This window comes from Bacillus sp. FG16 (assembly GCF_057809515.1).
This window is the reverse complement of the sequence record NZ_JBMDKC010000029.1, coordinates 30,005-42,684: the sequence shown is the minus strand read 5'-3', so window position 1 is coordinate 42,684 and position 12,680 is coordinate 30,005. Positions and strand designations below refer to the sequence as shown.

At 41.2% G+C, this 12,680-nt stretch carries 23 protein-coding genes; 1 reads left to right on the top strand and 22 read right to left on the bottom strand.

What is annotated here, in order from left to right; all coding sequences use genetic code 11:
- Window positions 1-6 precede the first annotated feature (6 nt).
- Genes rpmD through rpsJ form a run of 20 tightly spaced genes read right to left on the bottom strand, consistent with a single transcriptional unit; the run spans window position 7 to window position 8,710 of the window.
- Window positions 7-189 carry a 50S ribosomal protein L30 gene (gene rpmD / locus ACODS7_RS13105; RefSeq protein WP_001085233.1) on the bottom strand — a complete coding sequence of 61 codons (183 nt, stop codon included), beginning with the start codon at window positions 187-189 and terminating at the stop codon, window positions 7-9.
- Between the two features lie 13 nt (window positions 190-202).
- The gene (gene rpsE, locus ACODS7_RS13100; RefSeq protein ID WP_000554646.1) at window positions 203-703 is read right to left on the bottom strand and encodes a 30S ribosomal protein S5; all 501 of its coding nucleotides are present in this window, start codon (window positions 701-703) and stop codon (window positions 203-205) included.
- A gap of 21 nt (window positions 704-724) precedes the next feature.
- On the bottom strand, window positions 725-1,087 hold the full coding sequence (gene rplR / locus ACODS7_RS13095; protein WP_000628818.1) for a 50S ribosomal protein L18: 363 nt from the start codon (window positions 1,085-1,087) through the stop codon (window positions 725-727).
- A 31-nt stretch (window positions 1,088-1,118) separates the two neighbouring features.
- Complete coding sequence (gene rplF, locus ACODS7_RS13090) at window positions 1,119-1,658, bottom strand: 50S ribosomal protein L6 (RefSeq protein WP_000086551.1); 540 nt, start codon at window positions 1,656-1,658, stop codon at window positions 1,119-1,121.
- A 32-nt stretch (window positions 1,659-1,690) separates the two neighbouring features.
- Complete coding sequence (gene rpsH / locus ACODS7_RS13085) at window positions 1,691-2,089, bottom strand: 30S ribosomal protein S8 (protein WP_000245511.1); 399 nt, start codon at window positions 2,087-2,089, stop codon at window positions 1,691-1,693.
- 29 nt (window positions 2,090-2,118) lie between these two features.
- Entirely contained in the window at window positions 2,119-2,304 is a 186-nt protein-coding gene (gene rpsN, locus ACODS7_RS13080; RefSeq protein WP_001085700.1) for a 30S ribosomal protein S14, read from the bottom strand.
- A 33-nt stretch (window positions 2,305-2,337) separates the two neighbouring features.
- A complete protein-coding gene (rplE, locus tag ACODS7_RS13075) occupies window positions 2,338-2,877 on the bottom strand; it encodes a 50S ribosomal protein L5 (RefSeq protein ID WP_001080829.1) in 540 nt (179 codons plus the stop codon).
- A gap of 26 nt (window positions 2,878-2,903) precedes the next feature.
- Complete coding sequence (rplX, locus tag ACODS7_RS13070; protein ID WP_000558200.1) at window positions 2,904-3,215, bottom strand: 50S ribosomal protein L24; 312 nt, start codon at window positions 3,213-3,215, stop codon at window positions 2,904-2,906.
- A gap of 38 nt (window positions 3,216-3,253) precedes the next feature.
- The gene (rplN, locus tag ACODS7_RS13065) at window positions 3,254-3,622 is read right to left on the bottom strand and encodes a 50S ribosomal protein L14 (RefSeq protein WP_000615912.1); all 369 of its coding nucleotides are present in this window, start codon (window positions 3,620-3,622) and stop codon (window positions 3,254-3,256) included.
- Window positions 3,623-3,665: 43 nt separating this feature from the next.
- A complete protein-coding gene (gene rpsQ / locus ACODS7_RS13060; protein WP_000004106.1) occupies window positions 3,666-3,929 on the bottom strand; it encodes a 30S ribosomal protein S17 in 264 nt (87 codons plus the stop codon).
- A 20-nt stretch (window positions 3,930-3,949) separates the two neighbouring features.
- Entirely contained in the window at window positions 3,950-4,150 is a 201-nt protein-coding gene (gene rpmC, locus ACODS7_RS13055; RefSeq protein WP_000855718.1) for a 50S ribosomal protein L29, read from the bottom strand.
- Complete coding sequence (gene rplP / locus ACODS7_RS13050; protein ID WP_000928969.1) at window positions 4,140-4,574, bottom strand: 50S ribosomal protein L16; 435 nt, start codon at window positions 4,572-4,574, stop codon at window positions 4,140-4,142. Before rplP ends, rpmC begins: the two co-directional genes overlap by 11 nt.
- A gap of 1 nt (window position 4,575) precedes the next feature.
- A complete protein-coding gene (gene rpsC / locus ACODS7_RS13045; protein WP_000529956.1) occupies window positions 4,576-5,235 on the bottom strand; it encodes a 30S ribosomal protein S3 in 660 nt (219 codons plus the stop codon).
- Window positions 5,236-5,238: 3 nt separating this feature from the next.
- Entirely contained in the window at window positions 5,239-5,580 is a 342-nt protein-coding gene (gene rplV, locus ACODS7_RS13040; protein WP_001148024.1) for a 50S ribosomal protein L22, read from the bottom strand.
- A gap of 17 nt (window positions 5,581-5,597) precedes the next feature.
- The gene (rpsS, locus tag ACODS7_RS13035; protein WP_000124454.1) at window positions 5,598-5,876 is read right to left on the bottom strand and encodes a 30S ribosomal protein S19; all 279 of its coding nucleotides are present in this window, start codon (window positions 5,874-5,876) and stop codon (window positions 5,598-5,600) included.
- A 60-nt stretch (window positions 5,877-5,936) separates the two neighbouring features.
- Window positions 5,937-6,767, bottom strand: a complete 831-nt coding sequence (rplB, locus tag ACODS7_RS13030; RefSeq protein ID WP_000511583.1) for a 50S ribosomal protein L2 — start codon at window positions 6,765-6,767, stop codon at window positions 5,937-5,939.
- Window positions 6,768-6,795: 28 nt separating this feature from the next.
- Window positions 6,796-7,086: a 50S ribosomal protein L23 gene (rplW, locus tag ACODS7_RS13025; protein ID WP_001205557.1), complete on the bottom strand. Its 291-nt coding sequence runs from the start codon at window positions 7,084-7,086 to the stop codon at window positions 6,796-6,798.
- Window positions 7,086-7,709 carry a 50S ribosomal protein L4 gene (gene rplD, locus ACODS7_RS13020; protein WP_016084023.1) on the bottom strand — a complete coding sequence of 208 codons (624 nt, stop codon included), beginning with the start codon at window positions 7,707-7,709 and terminating at the stop codon, window positions 7,086-7,088. The genes rplW and rplD overlap by 1 nt, the downstream gene beginning before the upstream one ends.
- A gap of 25 nt (window positions 7,710-7,734) precedes the next feature.
- Window positions 7,735-8,367 (bottom strand): 50S ribosomal protein L3, encoded by a 633-nt coding sequence (gene rplC, locus ACODS7_RS13015; RefSeq protein WP_000160209.1) that lies wholly within the window; start codon window positions 8,365-8,367, stop codon window positions 7,735-7,737.
- Window positions 8,368-8,401: 34 nt separating this feature from the next.
- Window positions 8,402-8,710: a 30S ribosomal protein S10 gene (rpsJ, locus tag ACODS7_RS13010; RefSeq protein ID WP_001040595.1), complete on the bottom strand. Its 309-nt coding sequence runs from the start codon at window positions 8,708-8,710 to the stop codon at window positions 8,402-8,404.
- Window positions 8,711-8,779: 69 nt separating this feature from the next.
- On the opposite strand from rpsJ, the gene ACODS7_RS13005 reads away from it, so the two are divergent.
- Window positions 8,780-8,956, top strand: a complete 177-nt coding sequence (locus ACODS7_RS13005) for a hypothetical protein (protein ID WP_172795165.1) — start codon at window positions 8,780-8,782, stop codon at window positions 8,954-8,956.
- Window positions 8,957-9,110: 154 nt separating this feature from the next.
- Here the strand turns inward: ACODS7_RS13005 and tuf are convergent, their stop codons facing one another.
- Window positions 9,111-10,298, bottom strand: coding sequence for an elongation factor Tu (gene tuf, locus ACODS7_RS13000; RefSeq protein WP_001029617.1), 1,188 nt, complete (start codon window positions 10,296-10,298; stop codon window positions 9,111-9,113).
- A gap of 117 nt (window positions 10,299-10,415) precedes the next feature.
- Complete coding sequence (gene fusA / locus ACODS7_RS12995) at window positions 10,416-12,494, bottom strand: elongation factor G (RefSeq protein ID WP_000196383.1); 2,079 nt, start codon at window positions 12,492-12,494, stop codon at window positions 10,416-10,418.
- Between the last annotated feature and the right edge of the window lie 186 nt (window positions 12,495-12,680).

Sequence of the window (12,680 nt, the reverse complement as noted above, 5' to 3'; positions counted from 1 at the left end):
TTATCCTTAAGCTTCTTTTACAGTTAAAAGGTGAGAAACTTTGTTGATCATACCAAGAATAGCAGGAGTTTCTTCCTTAACTACAGTTGAATTCAACTTTTTAAGACCTAAAGCTTCTACCGTCGCACGTTGATCTTGTGGACGACCAATTACACTACGAGTGAGGGTAATTTCTAACTTTTTCGCCATTTGTTTTCCCTCCTTAACCTAGTAGCTCTTCTACAGATTTACCGCGTAATTTTGCAACATCTTCAGCGCGCTTAAGTTCGCTTAATCCGTTCACAGTAGCGCGAATCATGTTGATTGGTGTGTTAGAACCAAGAGATTTCGAAAGAATATCTTGTACACCAGCTAATTCAAGTACCGCACGAACAGGTCCACCAGCAATAACACCAGTACCTTCAGCAGCAGGTTTTAAGAATACTTCACCAGCTCCAAAGTGACCGTTGATTGTGTGTGGAATTGTTGTACCAACTAATGGTACAGCGATTAAGTTTTTCTTAGCGTCTTCGATAGCTTTGCGGATTGCGTCTGGTACCTCTTGTGCTTTACCAGTACCGAATCCAACATGACCGTTTTTATCGCCAACTACAACTAGTGCAGCAAAGCGGAAACGACGACCACCCTTAACAACTTTCGCGACACGATTTATCGTAACTACACGTTCTTCAAGTTCTAATTTACTTGGGTCAATGCGATGCATCAATTTTCCCTCCTTTGACCATTAAAATTGTAATCCAGCCTCACGAGCAGCTTCAGCTAGAGCTTTAACACGGCCATGGTATAAGTAACCACCGCGATCAAATACTACTTCTTTAACGCCTTTCTCTACAGCACGCTTAGCAACTGATTCTCCAACTTTCGTAGCAGCTTCAGTATTGCTAGTACCGTTAAGAGCAAGGTCTTTATCAAGAGTAGATGCACTTACTAACGTTACACCATTCACATCATCAATAACTTGAGCGTAAATATGTTGGTTAGAACGGAACACGTTTAAACGTGGACGCTCTGCAGTACCAGTAAGTTTAGCACGTACACGTGCATGTCTTTTCTTACGAGTCGCATTTTTATCAGCTTTAGTGATCATTCTTGTCACTCCTTTCTCTCACCTAACGGGTTTACTTAGCAGTTTTACCTTCTTTACGACGAACAACTTCGCCTTCGTAACGAATACCTTTACCTTTATAAGGCTCAGGAGCACGTACAGCACGGATGTTAGCAGCAAATTCGCCAACACGTTGCTTGTCGATACCTTTAATTACGATTTTAGTTGGTGCAGGTACTTCAACTTCAAGACCTGCTTCCGGAGTCATTTCTACTGGATGAGAATAACCTACGCTTAAAACAAGTTTATCTCCTTGTTTTTGAGCACGGTAACCAACACCGACTAATTCAAGTCCGCGTGCGAAACCTGCAGTTACACCTTCAACCATGTTTCCGATTAAAGCACGAGTTGTACCGTGTAATGCACGGTGTTCCTTCTGTTCAGATGGACGCTCAACTGTTAGTGTATTTTCTTCAATTTTGATAGACATATCAGCATTGAATTTACGAGTTAATTCACCTTTAGGGCCTTTTACTGTTACAGTATTGTCTTCTGCAATTGTAATAGTAACACCTGCAGGGATTTCAAGAATCTTTTTACCAATACGAGACATGTGGTCACACCTCCGTTCGTTTTAAATATATATTACCAAACGTATGCTACTACTTCTCCACCAGTTTGTAATTGACGAGCGTCTTTGTCTGTCATTACTCCCTTAGATGTAGAAACAAGAGCGATACCTAATCCGTTAAGTACACGTGGTACTTCGTCAGCTTTAGCGTAAACGCGTAAGCCAGGTTTACTGATACGTTTTAATCCAGTGATTACACGTTCATTGTTTGCACCATATTTCAGGAAAATACGAAGGATACCTTGTTTGTTATCCTCGATGTATTCTACATCACGAATGAAACCTTCACGTTTTAAAAGTTCAGCGATCTCTTTTTTGATTTTAGAAGCAGGAACCTCTAATTTCTCATGACGTACCATGTTCGCATTACGGATGCGAGTAAGCATGTCTGCAATTGGATCTGTCATCACCATGTGTTTTACCTCCTTCCCATTTGTGGGTTTTACCAACTAGCTTTTTTAACACCAGGAATTTGACCTTTATATGCAAGTTCACGGAAACAAATACGGCAAAGTTTAAATTTGCGGTATACAGAATGCGGACGACCGCAGCGTTCGCAACGTGTATACTCTTGTACTTTAAACTTAGGAGTACGCTTTTGTTTCGCTATCATAGATTTTTTAGCCACGTTTTCGCCTCCTCTACTTAGCGTTGGCTTCCATTATTTTTGGAATGGCATACCGAATTGTGTTAAAAGTTCACGAGCTTCTTCATCAGTTTTCGCTGTAGTAACGATTACGATGTCCATACCGCGGACTTTGCTTACTTTATCATAATCAATCTCAGGGAAGATAAGTTGCTCTTTAACACCTAATGTGTAGTTCCCACGACCATCGAATGATTTCTTAGAAACACCACGGAAATCACGTACACGTGGTAAAGAAACCGATACTAATTTGTCGAAGAACTCATACATTTGCTCGCCGCGTAAAGTTACTTTCGCACCGATTGGCATACCTTCACGAAGACGGAAACCAGCGATTGATTTTTTAGCACGAGTTACAACAGGTTTTTGACCTGCGATTTGTGTTAATTCTTCTACTGCATTGTCTAAAGCTTTTGAGTTAGATACCGCGTCACCAACACCAGTGTTGATTACGATCTTTTCGATTTTCGGTACTTCCATCACAGATTTATAGTTAAACTTGCTCACTAGAGCAGGAGTAATTTCCTTTTGGAACTTCTCTTTAAGGCGATTCAATGAAGTGACCTCCTTTCTTAAGAAAATTATTTATCTAATAATTCACCAGATTTTTTTGCAATACGAACTTTTTTACCATCTTCTACTTTGAAGCCTACACGAGTAGGTTCACCTGTTTTCGGATCTAAAATCATAACGTTAGAAACGTGAATAGGTGCTTCTTTAGTAATAATTCCACCTTGTGGATTTAATTGAGATGGCTTAGAGTGCTTCTTAACGATATTGACACCCTCAACGATAACACGGTTTTGCTTTGGGAAAGCCACAAGGATAACGCCTTGTTTTCCTTTGTCTTTACCAGTGATTACCTGTACTTTATCACCTTTTTTTACATGCATCTTAATTCTGCACCTCCTTAGCAAGGCAATACCTTAAATTATAGAACTTCTGGAGCTAAAGAAACGATCTTCATGAAGTTGCTATCACGTAATTCACGAGCTACTGGTCCGAAGATACGAGTACCACGTGGGCTCTTATCGTCTTTAATGATAACCGCTGCGTTTTCATCAAATTTGATGTAAGAACCGTCCGGACGACGAGCTCCGCTCTTCGTACGTACTACTACTGCTTTAACAACGTCACCTTTTTTAACAACGCCACCTGGTGTTGCTTGTTTTACCGTAGCAACGATAATGTCACCAATGTTAGCATATTTACGACCAGAGCCGCCTAATACTTTAATTGTTAAAAGTTCACGTGCACCAGAGTTGTCAGCAACTTTCAAACGAGATTCTTGTTGGATCATGTTATGAAACCTCCCTTCGGACTAAAAATTCCGATTCGTCTATTTAGATAATAACCGCTTCTTCAACGATTTCAACTAAACGGAAACGCTTAGTAGCAGAAAGCGGGCGAGTTTCCATGATTTTAACGATATCGCCAAGTTTCGCTTGGTTTTGCTCATCATGGGCTTTGTACTTCTTAGAATACTTAACACGTTTTCCGTACAAGGAATGAGTTTTGTAAGTTTCAACTAAAACTGTAATCGTTTTGTCCATTTTGTCAGACACTACACGACCAGTATAAACTTTGCGTTGGTTACGTTCGCTCACTATGCAAACCTCCCCTCAATTTATCGATTAATTCCGATCTCTCTTTCACGAACTACAGTTTTCATACGAGCAATTGCTTTACGCACTTCACGAATGCGAGTTGGATTCTCTAATTGTCCTGTAGCAAGTTGGAAGCGAAGATTAAACAACTCTTCCTTTAAAGCTTTAACTTTTGTTTCGATTTCGGCAGTGGTTAATTCACGAATATCATTAGTTTTCATTAGATTCACCACCATTTTCTTCACGTTTTACGAATTTACATTTCACAGGTAACTTGTGAGCTGCAAGACGTAATGCTTCGCGTGCTACCTCTTCAGATACACCCGCGATTTCGAACATAATTTTCCCAGGTTTTACTACTGCTACCCAGCCTTCTGGTGCCCCTTTACCGGAACCCATACGTACTTCTAGAGGTTTTGCAGTGTAAGGTTTAGAAGGGAAAATTTTAATCCATACTTTACCGCCACGTTTCATGTAACGAGTCATTGCACGACGAGCAGCTTCGATTTGACGGTTTGTAATCCATGAAGCAGCTTGTGCTTGTAAACCGAATTCACCGAAAGCAATTTCAGTTCCACCTTTAGCACGACCACGCATTTTACCACGATGCTCTCTACGATATTTTACGCGTTTTGGCATTAACATATTATTTTCCTCCTTCCTCAGAAGCTTTCTTTTTTGTAGGAAGGACTTCTCCACGGTAGATCCATACTTTTACGCCTAATTTACCGTATGTTGTATCAGCTTCAACTGCTGCATAGTCAATATCAGCGCGAAGTGTATGAAGTGGAACAGTTCCTTCACTGTAAGATTCTGCACGAGCGATATCAGCTCCGCCAAGACGACCAGAAACCTGTGTTTTAATACCTTTAGCACCTGCACGCATAGCACGTTGAATAACTTGCTTTTGTGCACGACGGAATGATACACGGTTTTCTAATTGACGAGCGATGTTTTCGCCTACTAATTTAGCGTTAAGATCAGCTCTCTTAACTTCTAAAATGTTGATGTGTACACGCTTGCCTGTTAATTGGTTAAGAGCTTTACGAAGTGCTTCAACTTCAGTACCACCTTTACCAATTACCATACCAGGTTTTGCTGTGTGAATTGTAACATTTACACGATTTGCTGCACGTTCGATTTCTACTTTAGCAACAGCAGAATCTTTTAAGCGTACATTAATGTACTCACGGATTTTGATGTCTTCATGTAATAATGTAGCGTAATCTTTCTCAGCGAACCAACGAGATTCCCAGTCACGGATAACACCGACACGAAGACCAATTGGATTAACCTTTTGACCCATCGATTATCCCTCCTTCTTTTCTGATACCACAACTGTGATGTGGCTTGTGCGTTTGTTAATTTGGCTTGCACGACCCATTGCACGTGGACGGAAACGTTTCAACGTTGGACCTTCGTCAACGAAAACTTTTTCAACAACTAGGTTGTTAATGTCCATCTCATAATTGTGCTCTGCATTTGCGATTGCAGATTTTAAAACTTTTTCTACAACTGGAGAAGCAGTTTTTGGTGTGTGGTTAAGGATAGCAATCGCTTCACCCACTTGCTTACCTCGGATTAAGTCTACTACTAAACGAACTTTACGAGGAGCAATACGAACTGTTCTCGCTACTGCTTTAGCTTGCATTGAAGTGCCTCCTCTCATTATCTTCTAGTTTTCTTATCGTCAGCAAGGTGACCTTTATACGTACGAGTTGGTGCGAATTCACCTAACTTATGGCCAACCATATCCTCAGTGATGTACACAGGTACGTGTTTACGACCATCATATACAGCGATTGTGTGTCCGATGAACTGAGGGAAGATTGTTGAACGGCGAGACCAAGTTTTAACAACTTGTTTTTGCTCAGATGCAACTAATTTTTCCATTTTGCTCATTAAGTGATCATCGACAAATGGTCCTTTTTTTAAGCTACGAGCCATTTTGGTGCCTCCCTTCGTGATTGGCGTACGGTTCTAGAAATGAACCGTACTACAATCCCATTATTTTTTACGACGACGAACGATAAATTTGTCAGACGCTTTGTTTTTCTTACGAGTCTTGAATCCAAGAGTTGGTTTACCCCATGGAGACATTGGAGACTTACGTCCGATTGGAGAACGACCTTCACCACCACCGTGTGGGTGATCAACTGGGTTCATTACAGAACCACGAACTGTTGGGCGTTTACCTAACCAGCGAGAGCGACCTGCTTTACCGATTTTGATAAGTTCATGTTGTTCGTTACCTACTTGACCGATTGAAGCGCGACAAGCAGATAATACAAGACGTACTTCACCAGAAGTTAAACGTACAAGTACGTATTTACCTTCTTTACCAAGTACTTGAGCAGATGTACCAGCAGAACGAACTAATTGTCCGCCACGACCAGGCTTAAGCTCGATGTTATGAACAACAGTACCTACTGGAATGTTGATTAATGGTAATGCGTTACCGATTTTGATGTCAGCTTCTGGGCCAGACATAACTTCCATACCTACTTCTAAAGATTTAGGAGCAAGAATGTAACGTTTTTCACCGTCAACGTAGTTAATTAATGCGATATTCGCAGAGCGGTTTGGATCATATTCGATCGTAGCAACGCGTCCTGGAATTCCATCTTTGTTACGCTTAAAGTCGATGATACGGTATTGACGCTTATGTCCGCCACCTTGATGACGTACAGTAATTTTACCTTGGTTATTACGACCAGCCTTTTTGCTTAAAGGAGCAAGTAAAGACTTTTCCGGTCTGTCAGTCGTGATTTCAGCGAAATCATTCGTAGTCATGTTACGACGACCGTTAGTAGTTGGATTATACTTTTTAATTCCCATCTCAATTTCCCTCCTTCTTTAGTAAGAATTAAACGCCTTGGAAGATTTCGATTTCTTTGCTGTCAGCAGTTAGCTTAACGATTGCTTTACGACGACGGCTAGTAAAACCAGCGTGACGACCAACACGTTTTGCTTTCGGCTTGTAGTTCATGATGTTTACTTTGTCTACATTAACACCAAAGATCGCTTCGATAGCGTCTTTAACCTCTGTTTTATTAGATTTAACGTCCACGTCGAACGTATATTTTTTTTCAGCCATCATTTCCATAGAACGTTCAGTGATAACTGGGCGCTTAATGATATCACGAGGATCTCTCATTATGCAAGCACCTCCTCTACTTTTTCCACTGCCGCTTTTGTCATGATTAGCTTATCATGATGAAGTACGTCTAAAACGTTTACGCCTTCAGCAGTGATTACTGTTACTCCAGGGATATTGCGAGCAGATAACTCTACAGATTCGTTTGCATCAGCAGTTACGATAAGAGCTTTCTTCTCAACAGTTAATCCTTTAAGTACTGCTAGCATGTCTTTTGTTTTTGGTGCATTTAACACTAGGTCTTCAAGAACTACAATGTTGTTCTCAACTACTTTAGTAGCTAATGCAGATTTAATTGCTAAACGACGAACCTTCTTAGGAAGTTTGTACGCATAGCTTCTTGGTGTAGGTCCGAATACCGTACCACCACCACGCCATTGAGGAGAGCGGATAGACCCTTGACGAGCACGTCCAGTTCCTTTTTGACGCCATGGTTTACGACCACCACCACGAACTTCAGAACGAGTTTTTACTTTGTGTGTACCTTGACGTAAAGATGCACGTTGCATCATTACAGCTTCGAAAAGTACAGCTTCATTTGGTTCGATACCGAAAATAGCTTCAGCTAATTCGATTTCACCAACCTGTGAACCAGTTTGGTTATATACAGTAACTTTTGGCATTGGAATTCCTCCTTCCTATTGTGAATTATTTGCTAACCTTCACAGCGCCTTGAACAACTACAAGAGATTTCTTAGCACCTGGAACGTTACCTTTTACTAGTAATAAGTTGCGCTCAGTGTCAACTTGAACGATTTCTAAGTTTTGGATAGTAACTTGGTCTCCACCCATACGTCCAGCAAGTTTTTTGCCTTTGAATACACGGTTCGGAGCAACTGGGCCCATTGAACCTGGACGACGGTGATAGCGAGAACCATGAGACATAGGTCCGCGAGATTGTCCGTGGCGTTTGATAACACCTTGGAAACCTTTACCTTTAGAAATTCCTGTTACGTCAACGATTTCACCTGCAGCGAAAACTTCAACTTTTACCTCTTGACCAACCTCTAATCCGTCCACGTCTGCATCGCGGATTTCGCGAATGAAGCGCTTAGGAGTTGTAGATGCTTTAGCAGTGTGGCCTTGTTCAGGTTTGTTAGTTAACTTTTCACGTTTGTCTTCAAATCCTAACTGGATTGCATTGTAGCCATCAGTTTCAGTTGTTTTCTTTTGAAGAACAACGTTTGGATTAGCAGCGATAACTGTTACTGGGATTAACTCACCGTTCTCAGCAAATACTTGAGTCATACCGATCTTTCTTCCTAAGATTCCTTTGGTCATGAGTTACACCTCCTACATTTTTAAGTTATATAATTTATAGTTTGATTTCGATATCTACACCAGACGGTAAGTCTAAACGCATTAATGAATCTACTGTTTGTGGAGTAGGACTCACGATATCGATTAAACGTTTGTGTGTGCGCATTTCGAATTGCTCACGAGAATCTTTGTACTTATGAACAGCACGAAGAATTGTGTAAATAGTCTTCTCAGTTGGTAATGGGATCGGACCAGAAACTGTTGCCCCAGAACGCTTAGCTGTTTCTACAATTTTCTCAGCTGATTGATCAAGAATACGGTGATCATAAGCTTTTAAACGGATACGAATTTTTTCTTTTGCCATTATTTTCCCTCCTTCGTTCGCCTATTTCTAAAATAGACCTTCTCCATGGAAATTTCCCCACACCATGCCATGGCAAAGCGGCCGGGTGTGTCAGCAACCTTCCACTTCATCGCAGTCAAAGACCAACATTGTCTATTATACAATGTTATTCGTCTAGATGCAAGCATCTTTTTGTTTGCATCTGCTTTTCTCTACTTTTGCTATTATACATGGCACTTTAAAGAATTTCAAGTTTTCATCTACTAGAATTCGTTTTACAGTTTTTGGGTTTTGTTTTAATGTTTTTATATACTATAGAAGAAACTCGTCAAAACATAAAGATATCCTCTTATTCATTATACGAACACACAGAAAACCCCCCAAGGGAAAATCCCTTGGGGGGTTTTTATATCAGTTAAGATTACTCAACGATAGTAGCAACTACACCGTAACCTACTGTACGTCCACCTTCACGAATAGAGAATTTAGTTCCCTCTTCGATAGCGATTGGAGCGATAAGTTCGATAGTCATTTCGATGTTGTCACCAGGCATTACCATTTCAGTACCTTCTGGTAATTGGATGATACCAGTTACGTCAGTTGTACGGAAGTAGAACTGAGGACGGTAGTTAGCGAAGAATGGAGTGTGACGTCCACCTTCTTCTTTAGATAATACGAAAACTTCAGCTTTGAATTTAGCGTGTGCTTTTACAGAGCCAGTTTTAGCAAGAACTTGTCCACGTTGGATGTCTTCACGAGCAACCCCACGAAGAAGAGCACCGATGTTGTCTCCAGCTTGAGCTTGGTCAAGAAGTTTACGGAACATTTCTACACCAGTTACAGTTGTAGAAGCATTCTCTTCAGCAAGACCGATGATTTCTACTACGTCACCAACTTTAACGATTCCGCGCTCTACACGACCAGTTGCAACTGTACCACGACCTGTGATAGAGAATACATCCTCGATAGGCATTAAGAATGGTTTGTCAGTTTCACGTTCTGGAGTTGGGATGTAAGCATCAACTTCAGTCATTAATTCAATGATTTTTGCTTCCCAATCAGCTTCTCCTTGAAGAGCTTTAAGAGCAGAACCTTTGATTACAGGAATGTCGTCGCCTGGGAATCCGTATTCAGATAATAGGTCACGAACTTCCATTTCTACTAATTCTAATAATTCTTCGTCGTCTACCATGTCGCATTTGTTTAAGAATACAACGATGTAAGGAACACCTACTTGACGAGAAAGAAGGATGTGCTCACGTGTTTGAGGCATTGGACCATCAGCAGCAGATACTACTAAGATACCGCCGTCCATTTGAGCAGCACCAGTGATCATGTTTTTAACATAGTCAGCGTGACCTGGGCAGTCAACGTGTGCATAGTGACGAGTTTCAGTTTCGTACTCAACGTGTGCAGTTGAGATTGTGATTCCGCGCTCTCTTTCTTCTGGAGCAGCGTCGATTTGATCGTATCCGCGTGCTTCAGCACCACCAGCTTTTGCAAGAACTGTAGTGATCGCAGCAGTTAATGTAGTTTTACCATGGTCAACGTGGCCGATTGTACCGATGTTAACATGGGGTTTAGAACGTTCGAATTTAGCTTTAGCCATTCTAAATTCCTCCTTAGTTTATATAGGTTATTTTATATTTAGACTAGAAAGCGAAACTTACGTCCCACTTTCTAAGCTTACATAAGTAGTTATACTCGAACAATTGATAAAAATCAATTATTCGCCTTTATTTTTTTTAATAATTTCTTCTGAAACAGACTTCGGTACTTCTTCATAATGATCAAATGTCATTGAGAATGTTCCGCGGCCTTGAGTGTTAGAACGTAATGCTGTCGCATAACCGAACATTTCAGAAAGTGGAACCATAGCGCGAACAACTTGTGCGTTACCGCGAGCTTCCATACCTTCTACACGTCCACGACGAGATGTTACGTCACCCATGATGTCTCCCATGTACTCTTCAGGAATTACAACTTCAACTTTCATCATTGGCTCAAGAATTACTGGATTACATTTAGAAACCGCAGCTTTAAGTGCCATAGATGCAGCGATTTTGAACGCCATCTCAGATGAATCGACATCATGGTAAGAACCGTCAACTAATGCTGCTTTAATGTCAACTAGTGGGTAACCAGCTAGTACACCATTTTTAAGTGAGTCTTCAAGACCCGCTCCAACAGCTGGGATGTATTCACGTGGAACTACACCGCCGACGATTTTGTTTTCGAATTCAAATCCTTTACCTTCTTCGTTAGGTGCAAACTCAATCCAAACGTGACCGAATTGTCCACGTCCACCAGATTGACGAGCAAACTTACCTTCAACTTTCGCAGCAGCGCGGAAAGTTTCACGGTATGCTACCTGAGGAGCACCAACGTTTGCCTCAACTTTGAATTCACGGCGCATACGGTCAACGATGATATCAAGGTGAAGTTCACCCATACCAGCGATGATAGTTTGGCCAGTTTCTTGGTCAGTGTGAGCACGGAATGTTGGATCTTCTTCAGAAAGCTTAGATAATGCTGTACCCATTTTATCTTGGTCAGCTTTAGATTTTGGTTCGATAGCTACAGAGATAACTGGCTCTGGGAATTCCATAGACTCGAGGATAACAAGGCTCTTCTCGTCACAAAGAGTATCACCAGTAGTAGTATCTTTTAAACCTACAGCAGCAGCGATATCACCAGCGTAAACTGTTGAAATCTCTTCACGGCTGTTAGCGTGCATTTGTAGGATACGTCCTACACGCTCACGCTTACCTTTAGTTGAGTTTTTCACGTATGATCCAGAGTTTAACACACCAGAGTACACACGGAAGAACGTTAACTTACCAACATAAGGGTCAGTCATGATTTTGAATGCTAAAGCTGCGAATGGTTCTTCATCGCTAGACTTACGTTCGATTTCTTCATCTGTATCCGGAAGAGTACCTTTAATAGCAGGTACATCTAATGGAGATGGTAGGTAGTCGATAACTGCGTCTAACAGAATTTGAACACCTTTGTTTTTGAATGCAGAACCACAGATTACTGGGAAGAATTCTACAGAAGTTGTAGCCTTACGGATACCAGCTTTAAGCTCTTCTACAGTGATTTCTTCACCTTCTAGGTACTTCATCATCATTTCTTCATCAAGCTCAGCTACCGCTTCAATAAGCTTTCCACGGTATTCTTCAGCTAGTTCTTTGTGCTCTTCAGGAATTTCGACACGCTCGATGTCTGTTCCTAAATCGTTACCGTACATATAAGCACACTCTTCAACAAGGTCAATGATACCATTGAACTCGTCTTCAGCACCGATTGGTAACTGAATTGGATGTGCGTTTGCTTGTAAACGATCGTGGATTGTTCCTACAGAGTATAAGAAATCTGCACCGATCTTATCCATTTTGTTAACGAATACGATACGAGGTACACCGTAAGTAGTAGCCTGACGCCAAACAGTTTCTGTTTGTGGTTCTACACCAGATTGTGCATCAAGTACTGCTACCGCACCATCAAGTACGCGTAAAGAACGTTCTACTTCTACTGTGAAGTCTACGTGTCCTGGAGTATCAATGATGTTTACACGGTGACCTTTCCATTGAGCTGTAGTTGCAGCAGAAGTAATTGTGATACCACGCTCTTGCTCTTGCTCCATCCAGTCCATCTGAGATGCACCTTCATGAGTTTCACCGATTTTATGAATACGTCCTGTGTAATACAGAATACGCTCAGTTGCTGTTGTTTTACCAGCATCGATGTGAGCCATGATACCAATATTACGAGTGTTTTCTAAAGAGAACTCTCTTGTCATTTGGTGTCTTGCTCCTTCCATATATGGATTGGATTTTTATTTTAAGTAGCAAAAAAGCCACTTTATATTGTTACATATGCCAGTGTCCAGTACCCTCATTATGTAAAACGAGCGCCCAACGAAAGGGAGAGGCATTCTCCCTCTCCACACTTCCATAAGCGACAAATAAAGCGGTTTATGCTTACA

Bases quoted from the DNA above. Each gene is read 5' to 3' on its own strand.
- rpmD (WP_001085233.1), bottom strand. From the start codon at position 189: ATGGCGAAAAAGTTAGAAATTACCCTCACTCGTAGTGTAATTGGTCGT.
- rpsE (WP_000554646.1), bottom strand. From the start codon at position 703: ATGCATCGCATTGACCCAAGTAAATTAGAACTTGAAGAACGTGTAGTT.
- rplR (WP_000628818.1), bottom strand. From the start codon at position 1,087: ATGATCACTAAAGCTGATAAAAATGCGACTCGTAAGAAAAGACATGCA.
- rplF (WP_000086551.1), bottom strand. From the start codon at position 1,658: ATGTCTCGTATTGGTAAAAAGATTCTTGAAATCCCTGCAGGTGTTACT.
- rpsH (WP_000245511.1), bottom strand. From the start codon at position 2,089: ATGGTGATGACAGATCCAATTGCAGACATGCTTACTCGCATCCGTAAT.
- rplX (WP_000558200.1), bottom strand. From the start codon at position 3,215: ATGCATGTAAAAAAAGGTGATAAAGTACAGGTAATCACTGGTAAAGAC.
- rplN (WP_000615912.1), bottom strand. From the start codon at position 3,622: ATGATCCAACAAGAATCTCGTTTGAAAGTTGCTGACAACTCTGGTGCA.
- rpmC (WP_000855718.1), bottom strand. From the start codon at position 4,150: ATGAAAACTAATGATATTCGTGAATTAACCACTGCCGAAATCGAAACA.
- rplP (WP_000928969.1), bottom strand. From the start codon at position 4,574: ATGTTAATGCCAAAACGCGTAAAATATCGTAGAGAGCATCGTGGTAAA.
- rpsC (WP_000529956.1), bottom strand. From the start codon at position 5,235: ATGGGTCAAAAGGTTAATCCAATTGGTCTTCGTGTCGGTGTTATCCGT.
- rplV (WP_001148024.1), bottom strand. From the start codon at position 5,580: ATGCAAGCTAAAGCAGTAGCGAGAACAGTTCGTATTGCTCCTCGTAAA.
- rpsS (WP_000124454.1), bottom strand. From the start codon at position 5,876: ATGGCTCGTAGCTTAAAAAAAGGACCATTTGTCGATGATCACTTAATG.
- rplB (WP_000511583.1), bottom strand. From the start codon at position 6,767: ATGGGAATTAAAAAGTATAATCCAACTACTAACGGTCGTCGTAACATG.
- rplW (WP_001205557.1), bottom strand. From the start codon at position 7,086: ATGAGAGATCCTCGTGATATCATTAAGCGCCCAGTTATCACTGAACGT.
- rplD (WP_016084023.1), bottom strand. From the start codon at position 7,709: ATGCCAAAAGTTACTGTATATAACCAAACTGGTTCACAGGTTGGTGAA.
- rplC (WP_000160209.1), bottom strand. From the start codon at position 8,367: ATGACCAAAGGAATCTTAGGAAGAAAGATCGGTATGACTCAAGTATTT.
- rpsJ (WP_001040595.1), bottom strand. From the start codon at position 8,710: ATGGCAAAAGAAAAAATTCGTATCCGTTTAAAAGCTTATGATCACCGT.
- ACODS7_RS13005 (WP_172795165.1), top strand. From the start codon at position 8,780: ATGGCAAAGCGGCCGGGTGTGTCAGCAACCTTCCACTTCATCGCAGTC.
- tuf (WP_001029617.1), bottom strand. From the start codon at position 10,298: ATGGCTAAAGCTAAATTCGAACGTTCTAAACCCCATGTTAACATCGGT.
- fusA (WP_000196383.1), bottom strand. From the start codon at position 12,494: ATGACAAGAGAGTTCTCTTTAGAAAACACTCGTAATATTGGTATCATG.